A 19,689-nucleotide genomic window follows, 5' to 3' on the forward strand; every position below is an offset into this window, starting at 1 on the left:
AGGCTCTGTATGAGAAGCCTTGAAACTCGTTGATGCTGCGTTGAAAGCAGCCCCTAGCGCACTGGGTCGATGGCAACCGTTTCCTGATACTCAGGCACGCACACCTGCCAGCCGAGTTCGAGGCTGATCCGCCGCCGCAAGGTATCGGCAGCGTGTGGCTCGCCATGAATGACATAGGTCTGACGGGGCGGCCGGGTGAACCCGCGCAACCATTCCATGATTTCGTCGGCATCGGCGTGCGCAGAAAGATTCTCCATCGCATGCACCTGTGCACGGATGGGCACATCCTCGCCGTGCAACCGCACACTGTGGGCACCCGCTACAATATCGGCTCCCCGCGTACCCCCGGCTTGAAAGCCCGAGAACAGAATGCTGTTGCGTGGGTTGGGGGCCAGCGCCTTGAGGTGGTGAAGCACCCGTCCGCCGGTCGCCATACCACTGGCGGCGATGATCACTGCGGGCTCGCGCAGTTGGTCCAGGTGCCTGGACTCATCGACCGTCCGGATGATGTGCGTGCCTATGCACATGGCGGCGCACTCGGCTGCGGTCAGCCGGTGTTCACTGCGGTACTGCTGGTACAAGACGGTGGCGTCGGTGGCCATCGGGCTGTTCAGGTAGACCGGGATATCAGGGATCAGCCGGTCGCGCTTGAGCGTGTACAGGTAGTACATGAGCAGTTGGGCACGGCCGACGGCGAATGACGGCACGAGGGTAATGCCGTGGCGCAGGAGCGTTTCGTTGATGATCTTGGCCAAATACTGCTCGGTCGATTCGGCGGGATGCTGGCGATCCCCATAGGTAGATTCGATCAACAGCACGTCGGCCGTCCTGACCAGCTCAGGCGCACGCATGATCGGATCCTGAGGGCGCCCGAGATCACCCGAAAACAGCACGGTCTGCCCCTCGGCGCTGATCTGGACCGTGGCCGCCCCCAGAATATGCCCGGCGGTACGCAACAGCAACTCCATGCCCTCGGCGATCATGGTCACCTGATGCAACTCTACGGGGTGAAACAATGCCAGGACCCTTTTGGCATCCTGCTCTGTATAGAGCGGTTGCGCCGGTGCATGCTTGGAGTAACCGTGGCGATTGGCATGGTCGGCCTGCTCCTCCTGCAGCCGCGCACTGTCGAGCAAGAGGATTTCCGCCAGGGCGCAAGTCGCCGGCGTGGCGTAGATCGGCCCGCGGTAGCCTTCCCGAACCAGCACCGGCAGATAACCACTGTGGTCAAGGTGGGCGTGGGTCAGTACCACGGCATCGAGTGCCCGCAACGCCGGGGGCAGTGGCTGCCAGTTGCGCAGGCGCAGTTGCTTGAACCCCTGGAAGAGTCCGCAGTCGACCAATATCCGCGTGCTGTCACGGGTCAACAGGAATTTGCTGCCGGTAACGGTGCCGGTACCGCCAAGAAAAGTCAGTTGCATGGCCAAGGCTCCCAACTTTCGGCTATTTGGGGATGAACTGCGAGCACGCTGCACGGTGGGCGGCTGACGATACGCTCGGTGGTGTCTCCCAACAGTTTGTCCAGGCCTTTGGGCTGCACCACGCCCATCACCACCGCGTCGATGTCCAAGGCCGCGACCTGTTCACGGATCACCTGTACCGGGCCTCCTTCCATGAAATGTCGGCGGTCCGGCGCGACGCCTTCGGCATCGGCCAGCGCCTCGAAAGGCTCCTGCAGTGCCTCACGCATCTCGTCGATCCACGCCTGGGTGACATTCATGTCCGAGGCGAATACCCCTGCCAGGTTGTAGGCCGATAGCAGATGCAGGTGCGCGTCACACTGCAAGGCCAACGCCTGGGCAGCACGAATCAGTCCACGGTTGAAGCACGCCTGCACAGCAGGCGTCTCGCTGAACGCCGTATCCACTGCGACCAGGACACGCCGCGGCAATGAGATGGCCCCCGCCGGCACGAAATGGCTGACGCCTTTGAAACCTCGCATCAGCGCACAATCCAGTGGGGTGCCGAACACGCGCGCCAGGGCCGATGCGGCCTCGCTGTCCTTGATGACCATATCGGGCTGCAGTTCACTGATGTAATCGATCGCCTGGCTGCGGATATCCTCCGCATTCAGGCTGTCGACCGTCAGCGTTATACCGCTGCCGCGATGCCGCTCGACCAATCCCGTCAACTGAACGCGATAGTGTTCGTACTGGCGCTTGATATCGGCCTCATTCAGCCGCTCTTCGCGCAGAAGGTGCTGATCGCTCGGCTCGAACAAACCCAGTACATGCACGCTGGCGCCGCTGACATGCGCCAAGGCAAGGGCTCTGCGCAAAGCGGCGGAATGCGGATCTACCTCGGTCAGCAGCACCAGCAATTGTCGATATTGCCCCATGGTGAACCTCCGCGCTTGCGTCAGTGGATGTGATGCTGACGATGTTCCGCGCGCAGGGTCGATGTTGCTTGATGCAGATCAGAAAACCGCTACCCAGGCTGAACTTGATGATTGTCAGAACCGAAACGGCCCGCCACGTTAAAACGGCTGCACCAGGTACTGATCAAGCAACGGGAGGCGTCATGAACGGGCAGCAAACAGCACAGCCACAGACCTGCGAACACTGGGTCGAAAACCTCGAGGACGGTTCGGCGGTGCTGATCCGCCCACTGCGCGAAGAAGACCGCGAACGGGACAAGCGTTTTCTGAGCACCATCGCTTATGAATCACGGCGTTTTCGTTTCATTGCCGGGCTCAGCGGCGGCTTGCCTAGCTTGGACACGCAAGACATGCCCGTGGACTATCACCAGCGCATGGCCTATGTCGCCTTGGTTCATGTAGACGGTCAATTGCAACAAATCGGCGTCAGCCGCTATGCAGGCATACCTGGCAGTCAGCGGTGCGAATGTGCAGTAGCGGTCAGCGAAGACTGGCAGCGCAAGGGGTTGGGCAAGCGCCTGATGCAACACCTGATTGAAGCCGCACGACGAAATGGCTTTCAGTGCATGGTCTCCAGGGATCTGGCCAGCAACTATGCCATGCACCGGCTGGTCAAGGCTCTGGGCTTCACTTCAAGATACCCTGGCGGGGATGTGAGCGAGATCCTGCACGAACTTGACCTGCGGCCATGAAAAAACAAGGCCCTTGCGTAATGCCGGTCAGTTAAGCCAAATGGGGCTGCTTTGCAGCCCTTCGCGGGCAAGCCCGCTCCCACAGGATTGCGCAAAATCTCAAGCTTGCGCTGTACCTGTGGGAGCGGGCTTGCCCGCGAAGGGCCGCAAAGCGGCCCCAGTTAATGAGGATGAAACCTTAACTGACTGGCATTAGGCCCTTGCGGGCCTTGTGCTTCAGCCTTTGGAGCGCTCCGGAGAAATCACCAGCACACTGCTGGACAACCGATGCAAAACCCGCTCGGCAGTACTGCCGATGAACCAGCCGATGCCATGGTGGTGATAACTGCCCATGACCAGCACGTCGATATCATTGTTATCCATGAAGATCGCCAGGGCCTTTGCCGGGTCGCCTATGCGCATATGGCGGTGCTCGGCGGCGATCCCGTTGCGTTCGGCAAGCTCCTGGAAGGCAGCACTCTGAGCGTCATGCAAGGTCTGGGCGTGGTTCGAATCGAACAGAAACGAATGTTCCCGGCTGCCGCCTGCGTCCAGGTACATGGAACCCAAGTCGTAGGCATACAGCAGCTCGATCTGGGCATTGCACTGCAATGTCAGTTTCAACGCTTCGCTGATGATCTGGTCGTTGAAACCTTCGAACTGATCCTCAGGCCTGGACAGGTCCACCGCCGCAAGAATCCTTCGTGGCAACGCGTGGCTGGCCTTGTGTACCAAGTGCAAGGGGGTTCGCGTTTCACGCAGCAACTGGATATCCAGCGAGGTGAACATTGCGCGCATCCACCAGGGCTCATGCTCGAACGCCTTGATCAGCATGGCGAACGGCTGCTCACGCAAGTGCACCAGGATCTCGTTCAAGGGGTGCTGCACCCACACCACCTCGGTTGTGACGATGACACCGCTGCGGCGCATCGATGTCGCCTGGGTTTCCAGCCACTCGCGGTGCTGCTGCACATACCCCTCGCGCATGACTGCCAGCGCCTGGTCATTCACCAGGCCCGCCGTTGCAAGCCCTTCCACGTAGTCGAAAGCGACAATGTGCAGCGCCATCCCCTTGGCCTTGGCCAGCGCGGCAGCCCTGTCATAGACCGGGGTTCGGCGCATCAGGGGGGAGGCAATCAGCAGCAGTCTTTGCGGAGTTTCCATGGCACACCTCTGAGGTTGCGATATGTAGCTCAAGCATCTGCCACGCAGGTCTTGCGAATTTGATGTTTATCAACTGGAGCGCCTTCTGACAAACGGCATTGCCCATGGCGCAAGAACCTGACGCAGATCAATGTCTCGACCCTTCGCTGGCGCACCCTGTACCCAGATCAACAACAACTTCAGGCGCCGCAGGCGTGCCATGGCGATAACGCCCTGAGCTTCACCTCCGCTGCCGGCAGGGACGCCTTCATTCTGCATTGTCTATCGATACATGCTTTGGAGGCCCTGATGAACATTTACGTCGAGAAGAACACTGAGCAGGGACGCTGTTGGGTGCGCATGGATCACTGGCGGGTGAGTTTCAGTACGGCTGCCGAAGCCGAGCGGTTTGTCGAGCGACTTACAATCCGCCTCAATGCCCCCCACTCGCGTGACATGCTGGCCGATTGGTCGCCCCATACCGGGGATGCCGCCGGGCACGGTGCGCTTAATGGCGCGGGGGCCCAAAGCGGCCTCCGAAGTGCAAAGGAGGCCTGAAGATGCCTGGCCAGCTGAAGGTCGTACTACTCGACTCGTCCAACGAATCGTGCAAGGCAAACCCTATTCACCTGAAACCGCTGGCGACCCACTGCATGGATTGCCGGGTCAGCGGCCTGTGCCTCCCCACCGGCCTGCCGGTTCACGACAACAGCTGTCTGGACGCGTTGATAGGCCCACGCATACGCATTCGCAAGGGCGCCGCGCTATTCAACGCCAACGATCCGCTGACCATGCTCTATGCCGTACGCTGCGGCAGTTTCAAGACCAGCCTGAACACCGCTGAGGGGCAAGGCGTGGTGATCAACTTCTGGATGCCGGGCGATGTACTCGGCCTCGATGCCATTGCCACAGAGCACCATGTCTGCGACGCCATTGCCCTGGAAGACAGCGAAGTCTGCCCAGTCCCCTATCGCCGCTTGCAAACCCTGGCGCGTGACTTTCCGGTCCTGCAGCAAAGCCTCAATCGCTTGATGAGCCGGGAGATCGTGCGTGAGCACGGGCGTGTACTGATGCTGTGCAACCTCACAGCAGAACAGCGGCTGGCCAGCTTTCTGGTGGGGCTCTCCAGGCGCTTCGTCAGCCGCGGTTATTCTGCCCATGGCTTCATGTTGCGGATGTCCCGAGAAGACATGGCTTCGTACCTGGGATTACGCCTGGAAACCGTGTGCCGATCCATCGCGCACCTGCGGGCGCTGGGTCTCGTCGACCTGCATGGCAGGTTGGTGGAAATTCTCGATATGCCTGCACTCATGGCACTGGAACAAGGCGGCGGTGAATGTGAGGTCAAGGGCCCCTGAAGGCACCCGGTTCGACGCCGTAGATGTTGGCCACGGCGCTGTCACGCAAGCACTCCCCTCAGGCCAAACCGCCAAAACGCTTGTAGAAACTCTCGCTCACATCCGGCAATGGACCGTCTGCCGTCTCCAGCGCTGCATTCAACCATTCTTCGGCCTTGGCAAACACCAGTCGGTAGAGGTTACGGCACAACTGTCGCGCTGCCCTTCCCTCCCAGTCCCCTGGCAGTAGCTCGTCGGGTAGTTGCGGGTCGCGCAGCAGCAGGCGGCGGTATTCGTGAATCAGCAGCGTACGCGCCAGGAAGCAATCTTGAGCATCAAGCAACGGCTGCTCTTTCAAACCTTGCCACAGTGGCCTGAACAGCTGGATAAACTCGCTGTATTGCTGCCCCAGTTCGTCGATACGCCAGCTTTCCCGCACCTGGGCGCGCATGGCCTTGGACGCGAGTACCTCCTGGGTGTGGGTTTCGAAGACGATGCTGTCGTCGCCGGCCTCAAGGTCACGCAGCGTGGCCACCAGGTCGGCACGGTCTGCCCGCGGGCAACCTAGCAGGTTCGGCGCCATGACACCAAAGCCCTGCCACTCCAGCTCTTCACGCACGGCCTTGCGTTTACCCGCCTCGAGTTGCGACAGCAACACCAGCGTCCAGGCCCCGTCCCAGGCTGGCTGGCTCGGGCTATAGACGCGCTTGAAGGCTTTTTCGAAGCGCCGACGGCCAGTGCCTGTCAGGCTGTAATAACTGCGCCGCCCCACCTTTTCTGAAGTGAGCCAACCTTCTTTGGTAAGGCGAAAGATCGACGTGCGTATCAGCCGTTCATTGATGCCTATCGGTTCCAGCAGGTTGATCAGGCTACCGAGCCAGACTGTACCGCCGTGCGGCTCGATGGCATCGCCGTACAACGTGATGATCAGGGAGCTGGCGCGGATTGGCGTCTGCTCCTGAAAGCGGGTGATCAAGTGGTTCAGTGGGGCGAGATTGCTCATGGGCGAACTGTGCGCGGATAAAGCACCGACTATACCTGTGCGGTGGGCCGCCTGGCCATTGCGTGTCGCTGCCAGGCTCATGCGCTCGCCTGGCCCTTGGGCCTGACCCCGGTGTCTTCCATGCGCGGGCGTCCCGGCTCTGCCTCGGTCAGCGGCGGACATTCGACCATGCTGTTCATGCAGCGCTGCGCCAGGTGCTGGTACTCCGCCGTCCCGCGCTGTTTCCAGGCCAGTTCCTGATCGGTCAGCGGGCGTTTGACCTGGGCTGGCGACCCCATCACCAGGCTCTGCGCCGCACATTCGAAGCCAGCTTTGACGAAGGCGGTGGCCGCGACGATGCTGCGTGGTGCTACATGGGCGCCGTCCATCACCACGGCGTTCATGCCGATCAATGAATCTTCGCCCACGCGACAGCCGTGCAGCACGGCGCCATGGCCGACATGCCCATTACGTTCCACTACGGTGTCGCCCCCCGGGAAACCATGCATCACGCAGGTGTCCTGCAAGTTGGCGCCCTCCTCCAGCACGATGCGGCCGAAATCGCCCCTGAGCGATGCCAGCGGGCCAATGTAGCAGCGGGGGCCGACGATGACGTCGCCGATCAGGACTGCGCTGGGGTGCACGTAGGCTGTCGGGTGAACCACAGGCGTCAGGCCGTCCAGTCGATAGCAAGGCATGGCAACACTCTTGAAATGATTTGAAATGTCAGTCGATCTTGTATCAGAACCTAGTTGGTCGTCAATCGTGTATCACTTGTGCCGAGTCAATACTGTAAGGCAGAAACCCTCTGTAAATACTCAAAAACGCCTAGATTAAACGATTCTTCTGCAACTACTGCACTGGAGTCGTGATCACAGGAAAACGAAAAAGAGATACGTAAAATAGCATTTAGGCTTGCATAGCTGTATCACATGGGGCATATACTGACCTCACCTGGTCGTGATCCCGCATTACGCCCCTGCAAACAATTCCAAGAAATGCCGGCCCCGCGATGTGCCGTGCGTGCAGCCAGAGGAACCCGAGATGCCGCGATATATCGATGTGCAGGCGCCCGAACACGGCGTTCAGCTCATTACCCTGCAACGGCCCGAGGCCTTGAATGCCCTGTGCACCGAGCTACTGGCAGAACTGGCTGCTGCGCTGCAGGCTGCCGGGGACGACGAGCCTGTCCGAGCTGTAGTGATTACGGGCAGTGCCAAGGCATTCGCCGCAGGCGCCGACATCCGCGAGATGGCTGATCGCGACCTGGTCGGCATCCTCAATGACCCGCGCGTAGCGCATTGGCAAAGCATCGCCGCATTCGCCAAACCGCTGATTGCCGCAGTCAACGGCTATGCCCTGGGTGGCGGCTGCGAACTGGCAATGTGCGCCGACATCGTCATCGCCAGTACCGACGCCCGTTTCGGCCAGCCGGAAATCAACCTTGGCATCATCCCTGGTGCTGGCGGCACCCAGCGCTTGATGCGTGCCGTCGGTAAGCCATTGGCCATGCAAATGGTACTGACGGGGGAAGCCATCACTGCCCACCGTGCCCAACAGGCCGGCCTGGTCAGCGAAATCACCCAGCCCGAACTCACCGTAGAACGCGCCATGCAGGTTGCCCGCAGCATCGCCGCCAAAGCGCCGCTGGCCGTTCGCCTGGCCAAGGAGGCGTTACTGAAGGCCGGTGATACCGACCTGGCCAGCGGCCTGCGCTTCGAGCGCCATGCTTTCACCCTGCTGGCTGGCACCGCCGACCGCGATGAAGGCATCCGCGCCTTCCAGGAAAAGCGCCAGGCCCGTTTCCAGGGGCGCTGATCATCATTCTCTCGACTGACGGAGCGAGTCTGTCATGACTTTCCAGCACATCCTGTTTTCCATCGAGGACGGCGTTGCCTTCCTTTCATTGAACCGCCCCGAGCAGCTGAACAGCTTCAATACGGCCATGCACCTGGAGGTGCGCGAAGCGCTCAGGCAAGTGCGCCAGAGCAGTGAAGCGCGGGTACTGCTGCTGACGGCTGAAGGCCGCGGTTTCTGTGCCGGCCAGGACCTGTCCGACCGCAACGTTGCCCCAGGCGCCGAAATGCCAGACCTGGGCCAATCGATCGACAAGTTCTACAACCCGCTGGTGCGCACCCTGCGCGATCTGCCTTTGCCGGTGATCTGCGCAGTCAACGGCGTGGCGGCCGGTGCCGGCGCCAACATTCCGTTGGCCTGCGACCTGGTGCTGGCCGCCCGCTCGGCCAGTTTCATCCAGGCCTTCTGCAAGATTGGCCTGGTGCCGGATTCCGGCGGTACCTGGCTGCTGCCGCGCTTGGTCGGCATGGCCCGGGCCAAGGCGCTGGCCATGCTGGGCGAGCGCCTTGGCGCCGAACAGGCCGAGCAATGGGGGCTGATCCATCGTGTGGTGGATGATGCCGCGCTGCGTGACGAAGCCTTCACTCTCGCCCGCCAGCTCGCCGCCCAGCCTACCTACGGCCTGGCACTGATCAAGCGCAGCCTCAATGCCAGTTTCGACAACGGGTTCGAGGAGCAGCTGGAGCTGGAGCGCGACCTGCAGCGCCTGGCCGGGCGCAGCGAGGACTACCGCGAAGGCGTAAGCGCCTTCATGAACAAACGCACGCCAGCCTTCAAGGGGCGCTGAACATGGGCGCACTCGCAAGCAATGTGCAGGTGGCGGTGATCGGTGCCGGCGCCATGGGCGCCGGTATCGCCCAGGTCGCGGCCCAGGCCGGCCACCCCGTCAAACTCTACGACAACCGCCCGGGTGCTGCCGCCCAGGCGGTGACGGGTATCGATCGGCAACTGGCCCGACTGGTGGACAAAGGAAAGTTACTGGCCGCTGAACGCGAAACGATCAATGCCCGCCTGTGCCCGGTCGATACACTCGAATCCTTGGCAGATGCCGGCCTGGTGATTGAAGCCATCGTCGAAAACCTGCAGGTGAAGCAGGCGTTGTTCAACCAGCTCGAAACCCTGTGCGCAGCCGACTGTATCCTTGCCAGCAACACTTCGTCACTGTCCATCACCAGCCTCGCCGCTGGCCTTGAACGCCCGCAGCACGTGGTCGGTATGCACTTCTTCAACCCGGCACCGCTGATGGCGCTTGTCGAGGTGGTGTCGGGCCTGGCAACCGACCCGGCAGTGGCCGCATGCATCTACGCCACTGCCCAGGCCTGGGGCAAGCAGCCGGTCCATGCGCGCTCTACACCCGGTTTCATCGTCAACCGGGTAGCGCGGCCGTTCTATGCCGAGAGCCTGCGCCTGATGCAGGAAGGTGCCGCCGATTGCGCCAGCCTGGATGCGCTGATGCGTGACGCTGGCGGCTTTCGCATGGGGGCGTTCGAGCTGACCGACCTGATTGGCCATGACGTCAATTACGCGGTCACCTGTTCCGTATTCGATGCTTTCTATGGCGATTTCCGCTTCCAGCCTTCGCTGGTGCAGAAGGAACTGGTGGACGCCGGTCGCCTGGGGCGCAAGACCGGCCAAGGCTTCTACCGCTATGCCGAAGGCGTCGAGCGTCCGCAGCCGGCCGAACTGCACAGCTCCGCCTGCGCAGAGGCCTGCGTTGTCGAGGGCAACCTGGGGGTGATGCAGCCGCTGGTCGAGCGCCTGCGCCAAAGCGGCATTGCCGTGACCCAACGCGCCGGTAGTGGCTTTATTCAGGTGGGCGATGCCACCCTGGCCCTGTCCGATGGCCGTCTGGCCAGCCAGCGCGCCCGCGAAGACGGCCTGCGCAACCTTGTGCTGCTCGACCTGGCGCTGGACTACAGCAGCGCCACCCGCCTTGCCATCAGCTGGTCCGCCGATACCACTGACAGCGCCCGTGACCAGGCCGTAGCCCTGTTGCAGCGCGCCGGCCTGAAAGTGACCGGCATCGCCGACCTGCCCGGCCTAGTGGTCCTGCGTACCGTGGCAATGCTTGCCAACGAGGCCGCCGATGCGGTGCTTCAGGGCGTCGGCAGCGCCGCCGACATCGACCTGGCCATGCGCGCCGGCGTCAATTACCCCTGCGGCCCGCTGGCGTGGGCGGCGAACATCGGTATTGCCCATACCCTGCGCGTGCTCGACAACCTGCAGCGCAGCTACGGTGAAAGCCGCTATCGCCCTTCCCTGCTGTTACGTCGCTGCGAAGCCAAAGGAGGCACCCTTCATGACTGAAGTGCAACTGGCACAAGCCTGTGCCGACGCCATGTACGCCCGCGACCCAGCCACTCAGGGCCTGGGCATCAGCCTGCTGGATGCCGGCCCAGGCCGGGCCAGCCTGCGCATGCCGGTGCGTGCCGACATGATCCAGGGCCATGGCACCTGCCATGGCGGTTTCCTGTTCGCTTTGGCTGATTCGGCGTTTGCCTTCGCCTGTAACAGCTACGACCAGGCCACGGTGGCGCTGGGGTGCAGCATCGACTACCTGGCCCCGGCGCTGCGCGATGACGTGCTCACCGCCCACGCCAGCGAAGTCAGCCGCAAAGGCCGCACCGGCCTGTACGACGTGCGCATCGACAACCAGCGCGGTGAGCTGGTGGCGATGTTCCATGGCAAATCCTACAAAGTGCGCGGCACCGTGCTGGCGCAGGAGACGCAAGATGAATGAACCGACCCACGCCGATGCCTTGATCATCGACGCCGTGCGCACCCCCATTGGCCGCTATGCCGGGGCCCTGAGCAGCGTGCGCGCCGACGACCTGGCGGCCATCCCGCTCAAAGCCTTGATCCAGCGCCACCCCGAACTGGACTGGAAAGCCATTGATGACGTCATCTTCGGCTGTGCCAACCAGGCCGGCGAAGACAACCGCAACGTGGCTCACATGGCGAGCCTGCTGGCCGGGCTACCACTCGAAGTACCAGGGACCACGATCAACCGCCTGTGCGGTTCCGGCCTGGATGCCATCGGCAATGCGGCGCGCGCCCTGCGCTGTGGTGAAGCGGGGCTTATGCTGGCCGGTGGCGTGGAATCCATGTCGCGTGCACCGTTTGTGATGGGTAAGTCGGAACAGGCATTCGGCCGTGCGGCCGAGCTGTTCGACACCACGATAGGCTGGCGTTTCGTCAACCCGCTGATGAAGGCCGCCTACGGCATCGATTCGATGCCGGAAACCGCCGAAAACGTGGCCGAACAGTTCGGCATCTCGCGCGCCGACCAGGATGCGTTTGCCCTGCGCAGCCAGCACAAGGCTGCAGCCGCTCAGGCCCGCGGCCGCCTGGCACAGGAAATCGTGCCGGTCGAAATCCCGCAACGCAAAGGCCCGGCCAAAGTGGTCGCGCATGACGAGCACCCACGCGGCGACACCACGCTGGAGCAGTTGGCTCGGCTCGGCACGCCGTTTCGTGAAGGCGGCAGTGTAACGGCTGGTAATGCCTCCGGCGTGAATGACGGCGCTTGCGCCCTGCTGCTGGCCAGCAGCGCCGCAGCCCGCCGCCATGGCTTGAAAGCGCGCGGGCGCATCGTCGGCATGGCGGTGGCCGGGGTCGAGCCCAGGCTGATGGGCATCGGTCCGGTGCCTGCGACCCGCAAGGTGCTGGCACTCACCGGCCTGACACTGGCTGACATGGATGTCATCGAACTCAATGAGGCCTTTGCCGCCCAAGGGCTGGCCGTGTTGCGCGAGCTGGGCCTGGCCGACGACGACCCGCGAGTCAACCGCAACGGCGGCGCCATTGCCCTGGGCCATCCACTGGGCATGAGCGGTGCCCGGTTGGTGACCACTGCCTTGCACGAGCTTGAAGAAACGGCCGGCCGCTACGCCCTGTGCACCATGTGCATTGGCGTAGGCCAAGGCATCGCCATGATCATCGAGCGCCTCTGAGCGGTTCAGGCCCTGCGCTTGTTACCGAACTGAACGCAGCCGTATATGCTGCCTCCATGACACTCACCGCGTGGCCTGCAACCGCTGGCGCGCGGCGTACAAGAACAATTCGAGTGAAGCCATGAACATGTACCATGATGCCGATCGTGCCCTGCTGGACCCGATGGAAACCGCCAGCGTCGATGCCCTGCGCCAACACCAGCTGGAGCGCCTGCGCTGGAGCCTGAAGCACGCCTACGACAATGTGCCGCTGTACCGCCAGCGCTTTGCCGAGTATGGCGCCCACCCCGATGACCTCAAGTGCCTGGAAGACCTGGCGAAGTTCCCCTTCACCGGCAAGAACGACCTGCGCGACAACTACCCCTACGGCATGTTTGCCGTGCCCCAGGAAGAGGTGGTACGCCTGCATGCCTCCAGCGGCACCACCGGCAAGCCGACGGTGGTCGGCTACACCCAGAACGATATCGACACCTGGGCCAATGTGGTTGCCCGTTCCATTCGTGCGGCCGGCGGGCGCAAAGGCGACAAGGTGCATGTGTCCTACGGCTATGGGCTGTTCACTGGCGGGCTCGGCGCGCACTACGGCGCCGAGCGCCTGGGTTGCACCGTGATCCCCATGTCCGGTGGCCAGACCGAAAAGCAGGTGCAGCTGATTCGCGACTTCCAGCCCGACATCATCATGGTCACCCCGTCCTACATGCTCAACCTGGCTGATGAAATCGAGCGCCAGGGCATCGACCCACACCACCTCAAGCTGCGACTGGGGATTTTCGGTGCCGAGCCCTGGACTGATGAACTGCGCCGCTCGATCGAGCAGCGCCTGGGTATCGATGCCCTCGATATCTATGGCCTTTCGGAAATCATGGGGCCCGGGGTGGCAATGGAGTGCATCGAGACCAAGGACGGCCCGACCATCTGGGAAGACCACTTCTATCCCGAGATCATCGACCCTGCTACCGGTGAAGTGCTGCCGGATGGCCAACTGGGCGAGCTGGTATTCACCTCGCTGAGCAAAGAGGCATTGCCGATGGTGCGCTACCGCACCCGCGACCTCACCCGGCTGCTGCCCGGCACCGCTCGGCCGATGCGGCGGATCGGCAAGATCACCGGCCGCAGTGACGACATGCTGATCATTCGCGGGGTCAACGTGTTTCCGACCCAGATCGAGGAACAGGTCCTAAAAATAAAACAGCTATCTGAGCTTTATGAGATTCATCTGTATCGCAACGGCAACCTGGATAGCGTCGAGGTGCATGTGGAGTTGCGTGGCGAGTGTCAGCACCTCGATGAGGGCCAGCGCAAGCTGGTGATCGGCGAGCTGAGCAAACAGATCAAGACTTACATCGGCATCAGCACCCAGGTTCATCTGCAGCCCTGCGGCACGCTCAAGCGCTCCGAGGGCAAGGCGTGCCACGTGTTCGACAGACGGTTGGCCAGCTGACCCATTCGGCTGCCTTTTCGGCCCCGGCATTGTCCGGGGCCTTTTTTTTGCCTGCGTTCTGCTGGGCACACGCTGCTGCCCGACAGCCCTCTTGGCTGTCAATGTGATACATAAATCTTACTTGATACACATAAATGTGTTTGACGTTATGTTTTGTATCGCTTACAAATGACTCATGCCTTAGCAGGAGTCGCAGCACATGTACGCACAGCTAGTGGAAACCGGAGTCAAGCGCATCAAGTCGCTGGAAGAGATGTCCCCCGAGGAACGCAACTTCCAGGAAAAGATCGACGCCGAAATCAAGATCGAAGCCAAGAACTGGATGCCCGAGGCCTACCGCCAGACCCTCATCCGGCAGATCTCCCAGCACGCCCACTCTGAAATCGTCGGCATGCTGCCCGAAGGCAACTGGGTCACCCGTGCCCCCAGCCTCAAGCGCAAACTGCAGCTGATGGCCAAGATCCAGGATGAAGCCGGCCATGGCCTGTACCTGTACAGCGCCATGGAAACCCTGGGGGCTGACCGCGACGAAGAAATCGCCAAACTGCACAGCGGCAAGGCCAAGTACTCGAGCATCTTCAACTACCCCACCCTCAGCTGGGCCGACATGGGCGCTGTGGGCTGGCTGGTGGATGGCGCCGCCATCGTCAACCAGGTGGTACTGCAGCGCACCTCTTACGGCCCCTACTCCCGCGCGATGATCCGTATTTGCAAGGAAGAGAGCTTCCACCAGCGCCAGGGCTACGAAATGCTCCTGACCATGATGCGCCAGGGCACCCAAGCCCAGCGCGACATGGTTCAGGACGCCATCAACCGCCTGTGGTGGCCGGCACTGATGATGTTCGGCCCTAGCGATGAACACTCGCCCAACAGCGCCCAGTCGATGGCCTGGAAGATCAAACGCCAGACCAACGACGAACTGCGCCAGCGCTTCATCGACCAGACCGTGCCGCAACTGGAACTGCTTGGCTGCACTGCGCCTGACCCTGAGCTGAAGTGGAACGCCGAGCGCGGCCACTACGACTTCGGTGAAATCCAGTGGGACGAGTTCTACGAAGTGATCAAGGGCAATGGCCCGTGCAACCTGGAACGTGTCGCCACCCGGCGCAAGGCCATCGAGGATGGCGCCTGGGTACGCGAGGCCGCCGTGGCCTATGCGCGCAAGCAACAGAACAAGAACGCCGCCTGAGCGGCGATTGATGCGGAGATCGAAAATGTCTGTCTGGACCCTCTACGAAGTGTTCGTGCGCAGCAAGCACGGCCTTAACCACAAACATGTCGGCAGCGTGCACGCCGCCGATGCCGCCATGGCCATCGAGAACGCCCGCGAGCTCTACACCCGCCGTAGCGAAGGTGTGAGCCTGTGGGTGGTGCCATCGGCGCTGATCACCGCCTCCTCCCCCGACGAGAAAGACCCGCTGTTCGCCCCCTCGGACGACAAGGTCTATCGCCATGCCAGCTTCTACGAGCTGCCCGACGAAGTCGGACACATGTGAGGTGGGACATGCATAAAGAAGCCCTAATCCCCTATCTGCTGTTGCTCGGCGACAGCGCCCTGGTCCAGGGCCAGCGCCTCTGTGAGTGGTGTGGCCGCGCCCCGGCCATCGAGGAAGAGCTGGCCCTGATGAACGTCGGCCTCGATCTGGTCGGCCAGGCCCGCAACTGGCTGGAGTATGCCGCCGAGCTGCTCGACGATGGCCGGGATGCCGATGCCCTGGCGTTCCGCCGTGACGAGCGCGCCTACCGCAACCTGCTGCTGGTCGAGCAACCCAACGGTGATTTCGCCGTGACCATGAGCAAGCAGTTCCTCTACGACGCGTGGCACTTCGCCGTGCTGCAGGGGTTGGTCGAGTCCAGCGACGCGCGAATCGCGGGGATTGCCGCCAAGGCCCTGAAGGAAGTCACCTACCACCTGCGCCGGTCCAGCGAGTGGGTACAACGGCTGGGCGGTGGTACCGATGTCAGCCGCCAGCGCATGCTCGCCGCTATCCCGGCACTGTGGCGCTTCACCGTCGAACTCGCTGCTGGCAGCGACAACGAAGTCCGTCTGGCGGAATGCGGTATCGCCGCCGACCCAGCGACCGTCGGCGCCACCTGGCTGAAGCAGGTCACGGAGACCTTTGCTTCGGTCGAACTGCCGCTGCCCAAGGCCGCCAGCCACTTCTACCTGGATGGCCGCAAAGGCCTGCACACCGAGCATCTGGGCCTGCTGCTGGCCGAAATGCAGTTCCTGCCAAGGGCCTACCCCGATGCAACCTGGTGAACTGATTGCCGGTGACCGCGGCGCGCGGGCACAGCAAGGTGACGACCTGACCCGGGCCTGGGCGGTACTGGGCCAGGTCATGGACCCTGAAGTGCCGGTGGTCAGCGTGGTCGACCTGGGGATCGTGCGCGATGTCGATTGGCGCGCTGGCCACCTGCACTTGGTGGTTACCCCGACCTACTCTGGCTGCCCGGCCACCGAAGTCATCGAAGGGGATATCCGCCAGGCGCTGGAGCAGGCCGGTTTCACCGCGCCAGACCTGGAGCGCCGGCTGACCCCGGCCTGGAGCACTGACTGGATCACCGAACTGGGCCGCGAGCGCCTGCGCGCTTATGGCATTGCGCCGCCGCAAGGCAGCGCCAGCAAGCGCAGCCTGCTCGGCGAAGCGCCCCAGGTGTGCTGCCCGCAATGCGGCAGCGCCCATACCGAATTGCTCAGCCAGTTCGGCTCCACGGCCTGCAAGGCGCTGTACCGCTGCCGCGAGTGCCTGGAGCCATTCGACTATTTCAAATGCATTTGAGCCGTGGAGACCACCATGAGCCAGTTTCACAGCCTGACCATCAAGCAAGTGCGCAATGAGACCCGTGATGCGGTATCGATTGCCTTCGATGTGCCCGAGCACCTGCAGGACCAGTTCCGCTTCACTCAGGGCCAATACCTGGTCATGCGTACCCAGCTGGACAACGAAGAAGTCCGCCGTTCCTACTCCATCTGCAGCGCCGTGCAGGACGGCGAGCTGCGCGTGGCCGTCAAGCGCGTGCCGGGCGGGCGCTTCTCGGCGTTTGCCAATGAAGTGCTCAAGGCCGGCCAGCAGCTGGAAGTGATGCCGCCATCGGGTAGCTTCTTCGTGCCTCTGGACCCGGCTCGCCAGGGCAATTATCTGGGGGTGGCTGCCGGCAGCGGCATCACCCCGATACTGTCGATCATCGCCACCACGCTGGCCAGCGAGCCGCGCAGCCGTTTCACCCTGCTGTACGGCAACCGATCCAGTTCGGGTGCGCTGTTCCGCGACAAGCTCGAAGACCTGAAGAACCGTTACCTCGACCGCTTGAACCTGATTTTCGTGTTCAGCCGCGAACAGCAGGACGTCGACCTGTACAACGGCCGCATCGACGCCGACAAATGCGGCCAGCTGTTTTCGCGCTGGCTGGACGTTGCCGGCCTGGACGCAGCATTCATCTGCGGCCCGCAGGCGATGACCGAGACCGTGCGTGACAGCCTGCAGGCCAACGGCATGGCCAAGGAACGCATCCATTTCGAGCTGTTCGCCGCCGCCGGCAGCGAGGCCCGCCGCGAAGCCCGTGAGGCGGCACGCCAGGCGGATTCGGCGCTTAGCCATATCACCGTGATCAGCGATGGCCGGGCACTGAGCTTCGACCTGCCGCGCAACACACAGAACGTGCTGGACGCCGGCAACGCCATTGGCGCCGAGCTGCCGTACTCGTGCAAGGCCGGTGTGTGCTCCACCTGCAAGTGCCGGGTGATCGAGGGCGAAGTGGAGATGGACAGCAACCATGCCCTCGAAGATTACGAAGTGGCGGCCGGGTATGTGCTGTCGTGCCAGACCTACCCGGTGAGCGACAAGGTGGTGCTTGACTTCGACCAGTTGTAGACCGAATCGACTGCTTCGCGGGTAAACCCGCCCCTGCAAGGCCTGCGCAAGGCCTTGGGGCAGCATCCTACCTGCGAAGAGGGCCTTAGCAACAACGCAATACCCCGCGTGACCTCAACAAAACAATTACAAAACCAAGAGATCGCTTGCCATGACACCCGAACGCATAGAAAGCATCGCCAACCACCCCGATTTCCAGCACCTGGTACGACGCAAACGCCGCCTGAACGGCAGCCTGACCCTGGCCATGCTGGTGGTCTACTACGGCTTCGTCCTGCTGGTCGCGTTCTCGCCCAGCACCCTCGGCCAGTCCCTCAGCGGCGGCGTGACCACGGTCGGCATGCTGGTGGGCGTGCTGATGGTGCTGCTGTCCTTTGCCCTGACCGGCATCTACGTGCACCGCGCCAACAACGTGCTCGACCCGCTCAACGACAAGGTCAAGCAGGAGTGCGCACAATGAATTGGACAGCCATTTCGATGTTCATGGTGTTTGTCTGCTTCACCCTGCTGGTCACCCGCTGGGCTGCCCTGCGTACCCGCTCGGCCAGCGACTTCTACACCGCCGGCGGCGGCCTGACCGGCATGCAGAACGGCCTGGCGATCGCTGGGGACATGATCAGTGCCGCTTCGTTCCTGGGCATTTCCGCGATGATGTTCATGAACGGCTACGACGGCCTGTTGTATGCCCTCGGTGTCCTGGCAGGCTGGCCGATCATCCTGTTCCTGATTGCCGAGCGCCTGCGCAACCTGGGCAAGTACACCTTTGCCGATGTGGTCAGCTACCGGCTGGCGCAAACCCCGGTGCGCTTGACCTCGGCTTTCGGCACTCTGGTTGTGGCGCTGATGTACCTGGTGGCGCAAATGGTCGGTGCCGGCAAGCTGATCGAGTTGCTGTTCGGCATCAGCTACCTGTACGCCGTGATGCTGGTTGGCGTGCTGATGGTTGCCTATGTCACCTTCGGTGGCATGCTCGCCACCACCTGGGTGCAGATCATCAAGGCGGTATTGCTGCTGTCGGGTACCAGTTTCATGGCTTTCATGGTGCTCAAGCACTTCGGCTTCAGCACCGAGGCCATGTTTGCCAGCGCCGTGGCCGTGCATGCCAAGGGCCAGGCGATCATGGCCCCAGGCGGCTTGTTGTCCAACCCGGTGGACGCTATTTCACTGGGGCTGGGCATGATGTTCGGTACCGCTGGCCTGCCGCATATCCTGATGCGCTTCTTCACTGTCAGTGATGCCAAGGAAGCACGCAAGAGCGTGTTCTACGCCACCGGTTTCATTGGTTACTTCTACCTGCTGCTGATCGTTGTCGGCTTTGGCGCCATCGTCATGGTCGGCACCGAGCCGTCCTACCGCGACGCCACCGGCGCAATCATCGGCGGCGGCAACATGGTCGCCGTGCACCTGGCCCAGGCCGTGGGTGGCAACCTGTTCCTCGGCTTCATCTCTGCCGTGGCCTTCGCCACCATTCTGGCGGTGGTCGCCGGCCTGGCGCTGTCCGGGGCTTCGGCAGTGTCCCACGACCTGTATGCCTGCGTGATGCGCAAAGGCAAGGCTACCGAGCAAGAGGAAATGCGCGTGTCGCGCATTGCCACACTGGTCATCGGCCTGCTGGCAGTGATCCTGGGCCTGATGTTCGAGTCGCAGAACATTGCCTTCCTCTCCGGCCTGGTACTGGCGGTGGCCGCTTCGGTCAACTTCCCGGTGCTGCTCCTTTCGATGTTCTGGAAAGGCCTGACCACTCGCGGCGCGGTGTGCGGCAGCATGGCCGGGCTGGTCTCGGCGGTGCTGTTGGTGGTGCTGGGCCCGGCGGTGTGGGTCAACGTGCTGCACAACGAAACGGCGCTGTTCCCCTACAGCAACCCGGCGCTGTTCTCCATGAGCCTGGCTTTCCTCAGTGCCTGGGTATTCTCGGTTACCGACAGCTCCGAACGTGCCGTTGAAGAGCGTGGTCGCTACCTGGGCCAGTTCATCCGCTCCATGACCGGTATCGGCGCAGCTGGCGCCAGCAAACACTGACTTCAAGGACGAACAGACATGTCGGGTAAAACAA

General features: G+C 62.5%; 20 protein-coding genes and 1 pseudogene. 16 read left to right on the forward strand and 5 right to left on the reverse strand.

Annotated features, from left to right (window positions below):
* Positions 1-53: 53 nt before the first annotated feature.
* Positions 54-1,421 carry an MBL fold metallo-hydrolase gene (locus QCL51_RS12630; RefSeq protein ID WP_021784690.1) on the reverse strand — a complete coding sequence of 456 codons (1,368 nt, stop codon included), beginning with the start codon at positions 1,419-1,421 and terminating at the stop codon, positions 54-56.
* A complete protein-coding gene (locus QCL51_RS12635) occupies positions 1,412-2,338 on the reverse strand; it encodes a universal stress protein (RefSeq protein WP_021784691.1) in 927 nt (308 codons plus the stop codon). Before QCL51_RS12635 ends, QCL51_RS12630 begins: the two co-directional genes overlap by 10 nt.
* Positions 2,339-2,520: 182 nt before the next feature.
* Between QCL51_RS12635 and QCL51_RS12640 the strand changes: the two genes are divergently transcribed.
* Positions 2,521-3,069, forward strand: coding sequence for a GNAT family N-acetyltransferase (locus tag QCL51_RS12640; protein ID WP_004374560.1), 549 nt, complete (start codon positions 2,521-2,523; stop codon positions 3,067-3,069).
* Positions 3,070-3,285: 216 nt separating this feature from the next.
* Here the strand turns inward: QCL51_RS12640 and QCL51_RS12645 are convergent, their stop codons facing one another.
* Positions 3,286-4,212, reverse strand: a complete 927-nt coding sequence (locus QCL51_RS12645; RefSeq protein WP_021784692.1) for a universal stress protein — start codon at positions 4,210-4,212, stop codon at positions 3,286-3,288.
* A 288-nt stretch (positions 4,213-4,500) separates the two neighbouring features.
* Here QCL51_RS12645 and QCL51_RS12650 point away from each other — a divergent pair, with 288 nt between their 5' ends.
* Positions 4,501-4,749, forward strand: coding sequence for a hypothetical protein (locus QCL51_RS12650; RefSeq protein ID WP_021784693.1), 249 nt, complete (start codon positions 4,501-4,503; stop codon positions 4,747-4,749).
* 2 nt (positions 4,750-4,751) lie between these two features.
* Entirely contained in the window at positions 4,752-5,549 is a 798-nt protein-coding gene (locus QCL51_RS12655) for a helix-turn-helix domain-containing protein (RefSeq protein WP_021784694.1), read from the forward strand.
* A gap of 58 nt (positions 5,550-5,607) precedes the next feature.
* On the opposite strand, the gene paaX is transcribed toward QCL51_RS12655, so the two are convergent.
* Together paaX and paaY are read right to left on the reverse strand one after the other, a co-directional pair.
* The gene (paaX, locus tag QCL51_RS12660; RefSeq protein ID WP_181004846.1) at positions 5,608-6,531 is read right to left on the reverse strand and encodes a phenylacetic acid degradation operon negative regulatory protein PaaX; all 924 of its coding nucleotides are present in this window, start codon (positions 6,529-6,531) and stop codon (positions 5,608-5,610) included.
* Positions 6,532-6,608: 77 nt separating this feature from the next.
* Complete coding sequence (gene paaY, locus QCL51_RS12665) at positions 6,609-7,208, reverse strand: phenylacetic acid degradation protein PaaY (RefSeq protein ID WP_021784696.1); 600 nt, start codon at positions 7,206-7,208, stop codon at positions 6,609-6,611.
* A gap of 346 nt (positions 7,209-7,554) precedes the next feature.
* Here paaY and paaF point away from each other — a divergent pair, with 346 nt between their 5' ends.
* From paaF to QCL51_RS12730, 13 genes and pseudogenes are all read left to right on the forward strand, one after another.
* Entirely contained in the window at positions 7,555-8,328 is a 774-nt protein-coding gene (gene paaF / locus QCL51_RS12670) for a 2,3-dehydroadipyl-CoA hydratase PaaF (protein ID WP_021784697.1), read from the forward strand.
* A gap of 34 nt (positions 8,329-8,362) precedes the next feature.
* Positions 8,363-9,154, forward strand: coding sequence for a 2-(1,2-epoxy-1,2-dihydrophenyl)acetyl-CoA isomerase PaaG (gene paaG, locus QCL51_RS12675; RefSeq protein ID WP_101196790.1), 792 nt, complete (start codon positions 8,363-8,365; stop codon positions 9,152-9,154).
* A 2-nt stretch (positions 9,155-9,156) separates the two neighbouring features.
* Positions 9,157-10,674, forward strand: a complete 1,518-nt coding sequence (paaH, locus tag QCL51_RS12680) for a 3-hydroxyacyl-CoA dehydrogenase PaaH (RefSeq protein WP_323600916.1) — start codon at positions 9,157-9,159, stop codon at positions 10,672-10,674.
* Positions 10,667-11,107, forward strand: a complete 441-nt coding sequence (gene paaI, locus QCL51_RS12685; RefSeq protein WP_021784700.1) for a hydroxyphenylacetyl-CoA thioesterase PaaI — start codon at positions 10,667-10,669, stop codon at positions 11,105-11,107. Before paaH ends, paaI begins: the two co-directional genes overlap by 8 nt.
* Positions 11,100-12,320 (forward strand): 3-oxoadipyl-CoA thiolase, encoded by a 1,221-nt coding sequence (gene pcaF, locus QCL51_RS12690; RefSeq protein ID WP_323600917.1) that lies wholly within the window; start codon positions 11,100-11,102, stop codon positions 12,318-12,320. Before paaI ends, pcaF begins: the two co-directional genes overlap by 8 nt.
* 121 nt (positions 12,321-12,441) lie before the next feature.
* A complete protein-coding gene (gene paaK / locus QCL51_RS12695) occupies positions 12,442-13,761 on the forward strand; it encodes a phenylacetate--CoA ligase PaaK (RefSeq protein WP_028697434.1) in 1,320 nt (439 codons plus the stop codon).
* 199 nt (positions 13,762-13,960) lie between these two features.
* The gene (paaA, locus tag QCL51_RS12700; RefSeq protein ID WP_010954157.1) at positions 13,961-14,950 is read left to right on the forward strand and encodes a 1,2-phenylacetyl-CoA epoxidase subunit PaaA; all 990 of its coding nucleotides are present in this window, start codon (positions 13,961-13,963) and stop codon (positions 14,948-14,950) included.
* Between the two features lie 25 nt (positions 14,951-14,975).
* Positions 14,976-15,257 carry a 1,2-phenylacetyl-CoA epoxidase subunit PaaB gene (gene paaB, locus QCL51_RS12705; RefSeq protein WP_004374528.1) on the forward strand — a complete coding sequence of 94 codons (282 nt, stop codon included), beginning with the start codon at positions 14,976-14,978 and terminating at the stop codon, positions 15,255-15,257.
* A gap of 8 nt (positions 15,258-15,265) precedes the next feature.
* Positions 15,266-16,024 carry a 1,2-phenylacetyl-CoA epoxidase subunit PaaC gene (gene paaC, locus QCL51_RS12710; RefSeq protein WP_021784704.1) on the forward strand — a complete coding sequence of 253 codons (759 nt, stop codon included), beginning with the start codon at positions 15,266-15,268 and terminating at the stop codon, positions 16,022-16,024.
* Positions 16,011-16,544: a 1,2-phenylacetyl-CoA epoxidase subunit PaaD gene (gene paaD, locus QCL51_RS12715; RefSeq protein ID WP_021784705.1), complete on the forward strand. Its 534-nt coding sequence runs from the start codon at positions 16,011-16,013 to the stop codon at positions 16,542-16,544. Before paaC ends, paaD begins: the two co-directional genes overlap by 14 nt.
* 15 nt (positions 16,545-16,559) lie before the next feature.
* Entirely contained in the window at positions 16,560-17,636 is a 1,077-nt protein-coding gene (paaE, locus tag QCL51_RS12720; RefSeq protein ID WP_021784706.1) for a 1,2-phenylacetyl-CoA epoxidase subunit PaaE, read from the forward strand.
* 151 nt (positions 17,637-17,787) lie between these two features.
* A complete protein-coding gene (locus QCL51_RS12725; protein ID WP_004374508.1) occupies positions 17,788-18,096 on the forward strand; it encodes a DUF485 domain-containing protein in 309 nt (102 codons plus the stop codon).
* Positions 18,093-19,655, forward strand: a pseudogene (locus QCL51_RS12730) (cation acetate symporter); the annotation flags it as partial. The gene QCL51_RS12725 and the pseudogene QCL51_RS12730, both read left to right, overlap by 4 nt.
* Positions 19,656-19,689 lie beyond the last annotated feature (34 nt).

This window comes from Pseudomonas sp. LTR0 (assembly GCF_036630035.1).
Taxonomy (GTDB): Bacteria; Pseudomonadota; Gammaproteobacteria; order Pseudomonadales; family Pseudomonadaceae; genus Aquipseudomonas; species Aquipseudomonas putida_Y.

Excerpts from the sequence above, each read along its gene's own strand:
- QCL51_RS12635 (WP_021784691.1), bottom strand. The coding sequence starts at position 2,338 with ATGGGGCAATATCGACAATTGCTGGTGCTGCTGACCGAGGTAGATCCG.
- QCL51_RS12650 (WP_021784693.1), top strand. The coding sequence starts at position 4,501 with ATGAACATTTACGTCGAGAAGAACACTGAGCAGGGACGCTGTTGGGTG.
- paaH (WP_323600916.1), top strand. The coding sequence starts at position 9,157 with ATGGGCGCACTCGCAAGCAATGTGCAGGTGGCGGTGATCGGTGCCGGC.
- paaX (WP_181004846.1), bottom strand. The coding sequence starts at position 6,531 with ATGAGCAATCTCGCCCCACTGAACCACTTGATCACCCGCTTTCAGGAG.
- QCL51_RS12655 (WP_021784694.1), top strand. The coding sequence starts at position 4,752 with ATGCCTGGCCAGCTGAAGGTCGTACTACTCGACTCGTCCAACGAATCG.
- paaG (WP_101196790.1), top strand. The coding sequence starts at position 8,363 with ATGACTTTCCAGCACATCCTGTTTTCCATCGAGGACGGCGTTGCCTTC.
- paaE (WP_021784706.1), top strand. The coding sequence starts at position 16,560 with ATGAGCCAGTTTCACAGCCTGACCATCAAGCAAGTGCGCAATGAGACC.
- QCL51_RS12630 (WP_021784690.1), bottom strand. The coding sequence starts at position 1,421 with ATGCAACTGACTTTTCTTGGCGGTACCGGCACCGTTACCGGCAGCAAA.
- paaC (WP_021784704.1), top strand. The coding sequence starts at position 15,266 with ATGCATAAAGAAGCCCTAATCCCCTATCTGCTGTTGCTCGGCGACAGC.
- paaF (WP_021784697.1), top strand. The coding sequence starts at position 7,555 with ATGCCGCGATATATCGATGTGCAGGCGCCCGAACACGGCGTTCAGCTC.
- paaA (WP_010954157.1), top strand. The coding sequence starts at position 13,961 with ATGTACGCACAGCTAGTGGAAACCGGAGTCAAGCGCATCAAGTCGCTG.
- paaB (WP_004374528.1), top strand. The coding sequence starts at position 14,976 with ATGTCTGTCTGGACCCTCTACGAAGTGTTCGTGCGCAGCAAGCACGGC.
- paaD (WP_021784705.1), top strand. The coding sequence starts at position 16,011 with ATGCAACCTGGTGAACTGATTGCCGGTGACCGCGGCGCGCGGGCACAG.
- paaK (WP_028697434.1), top strand. The coding sequence starts at position 12,442 with ATGAACATGTACCATGATGCCGATCGTGCCCTGCTGGACCCGATGGAA.
- QCL51_RS12640 (WP_004374560.1), top strand. The coding sequence starts at position 2,521 with ATGAACGGGCAGCAAACAGCACAGCCACAGACCTGCGAACACTGGGTC.
- paaI (WP_021784700.1), top strand. The coding sequence starts at position 10,667 with ATGACTGAAGTGCAACTGGCACAAGCCTGTGCCGACGCCATGTACGCC.
- paaY (WP_021784696.1), bottom strand. The coding sequence starts at position 7,208 with ATGCCTTGCTATCGACTGGACGGCCTGACGCCTGTGGTTCACCCGACA.
- QCL51_RS12725 (WP_004374508.1), top strand. The coding sequence starts at position 17,788 with ATGACACCCGAACGCATAGAAAGCATCGCCAACCACCCCGATTTCCAG.
- pcaF (WP_323600917.1), top strand. The coding sequence starts at position 11,100 with ATGAATGAACCGACCCACGCCGATGCCTTGATCATCGACGCCGTGCGC.
- QCL51_RS12645 (WP_021784692.1), bottom strand. The coding sequence starts at position 4,212 with ATGGAAACTCCGCAAAGACTGCTGCTGATTGCCTCCCCCCTGATGCGC.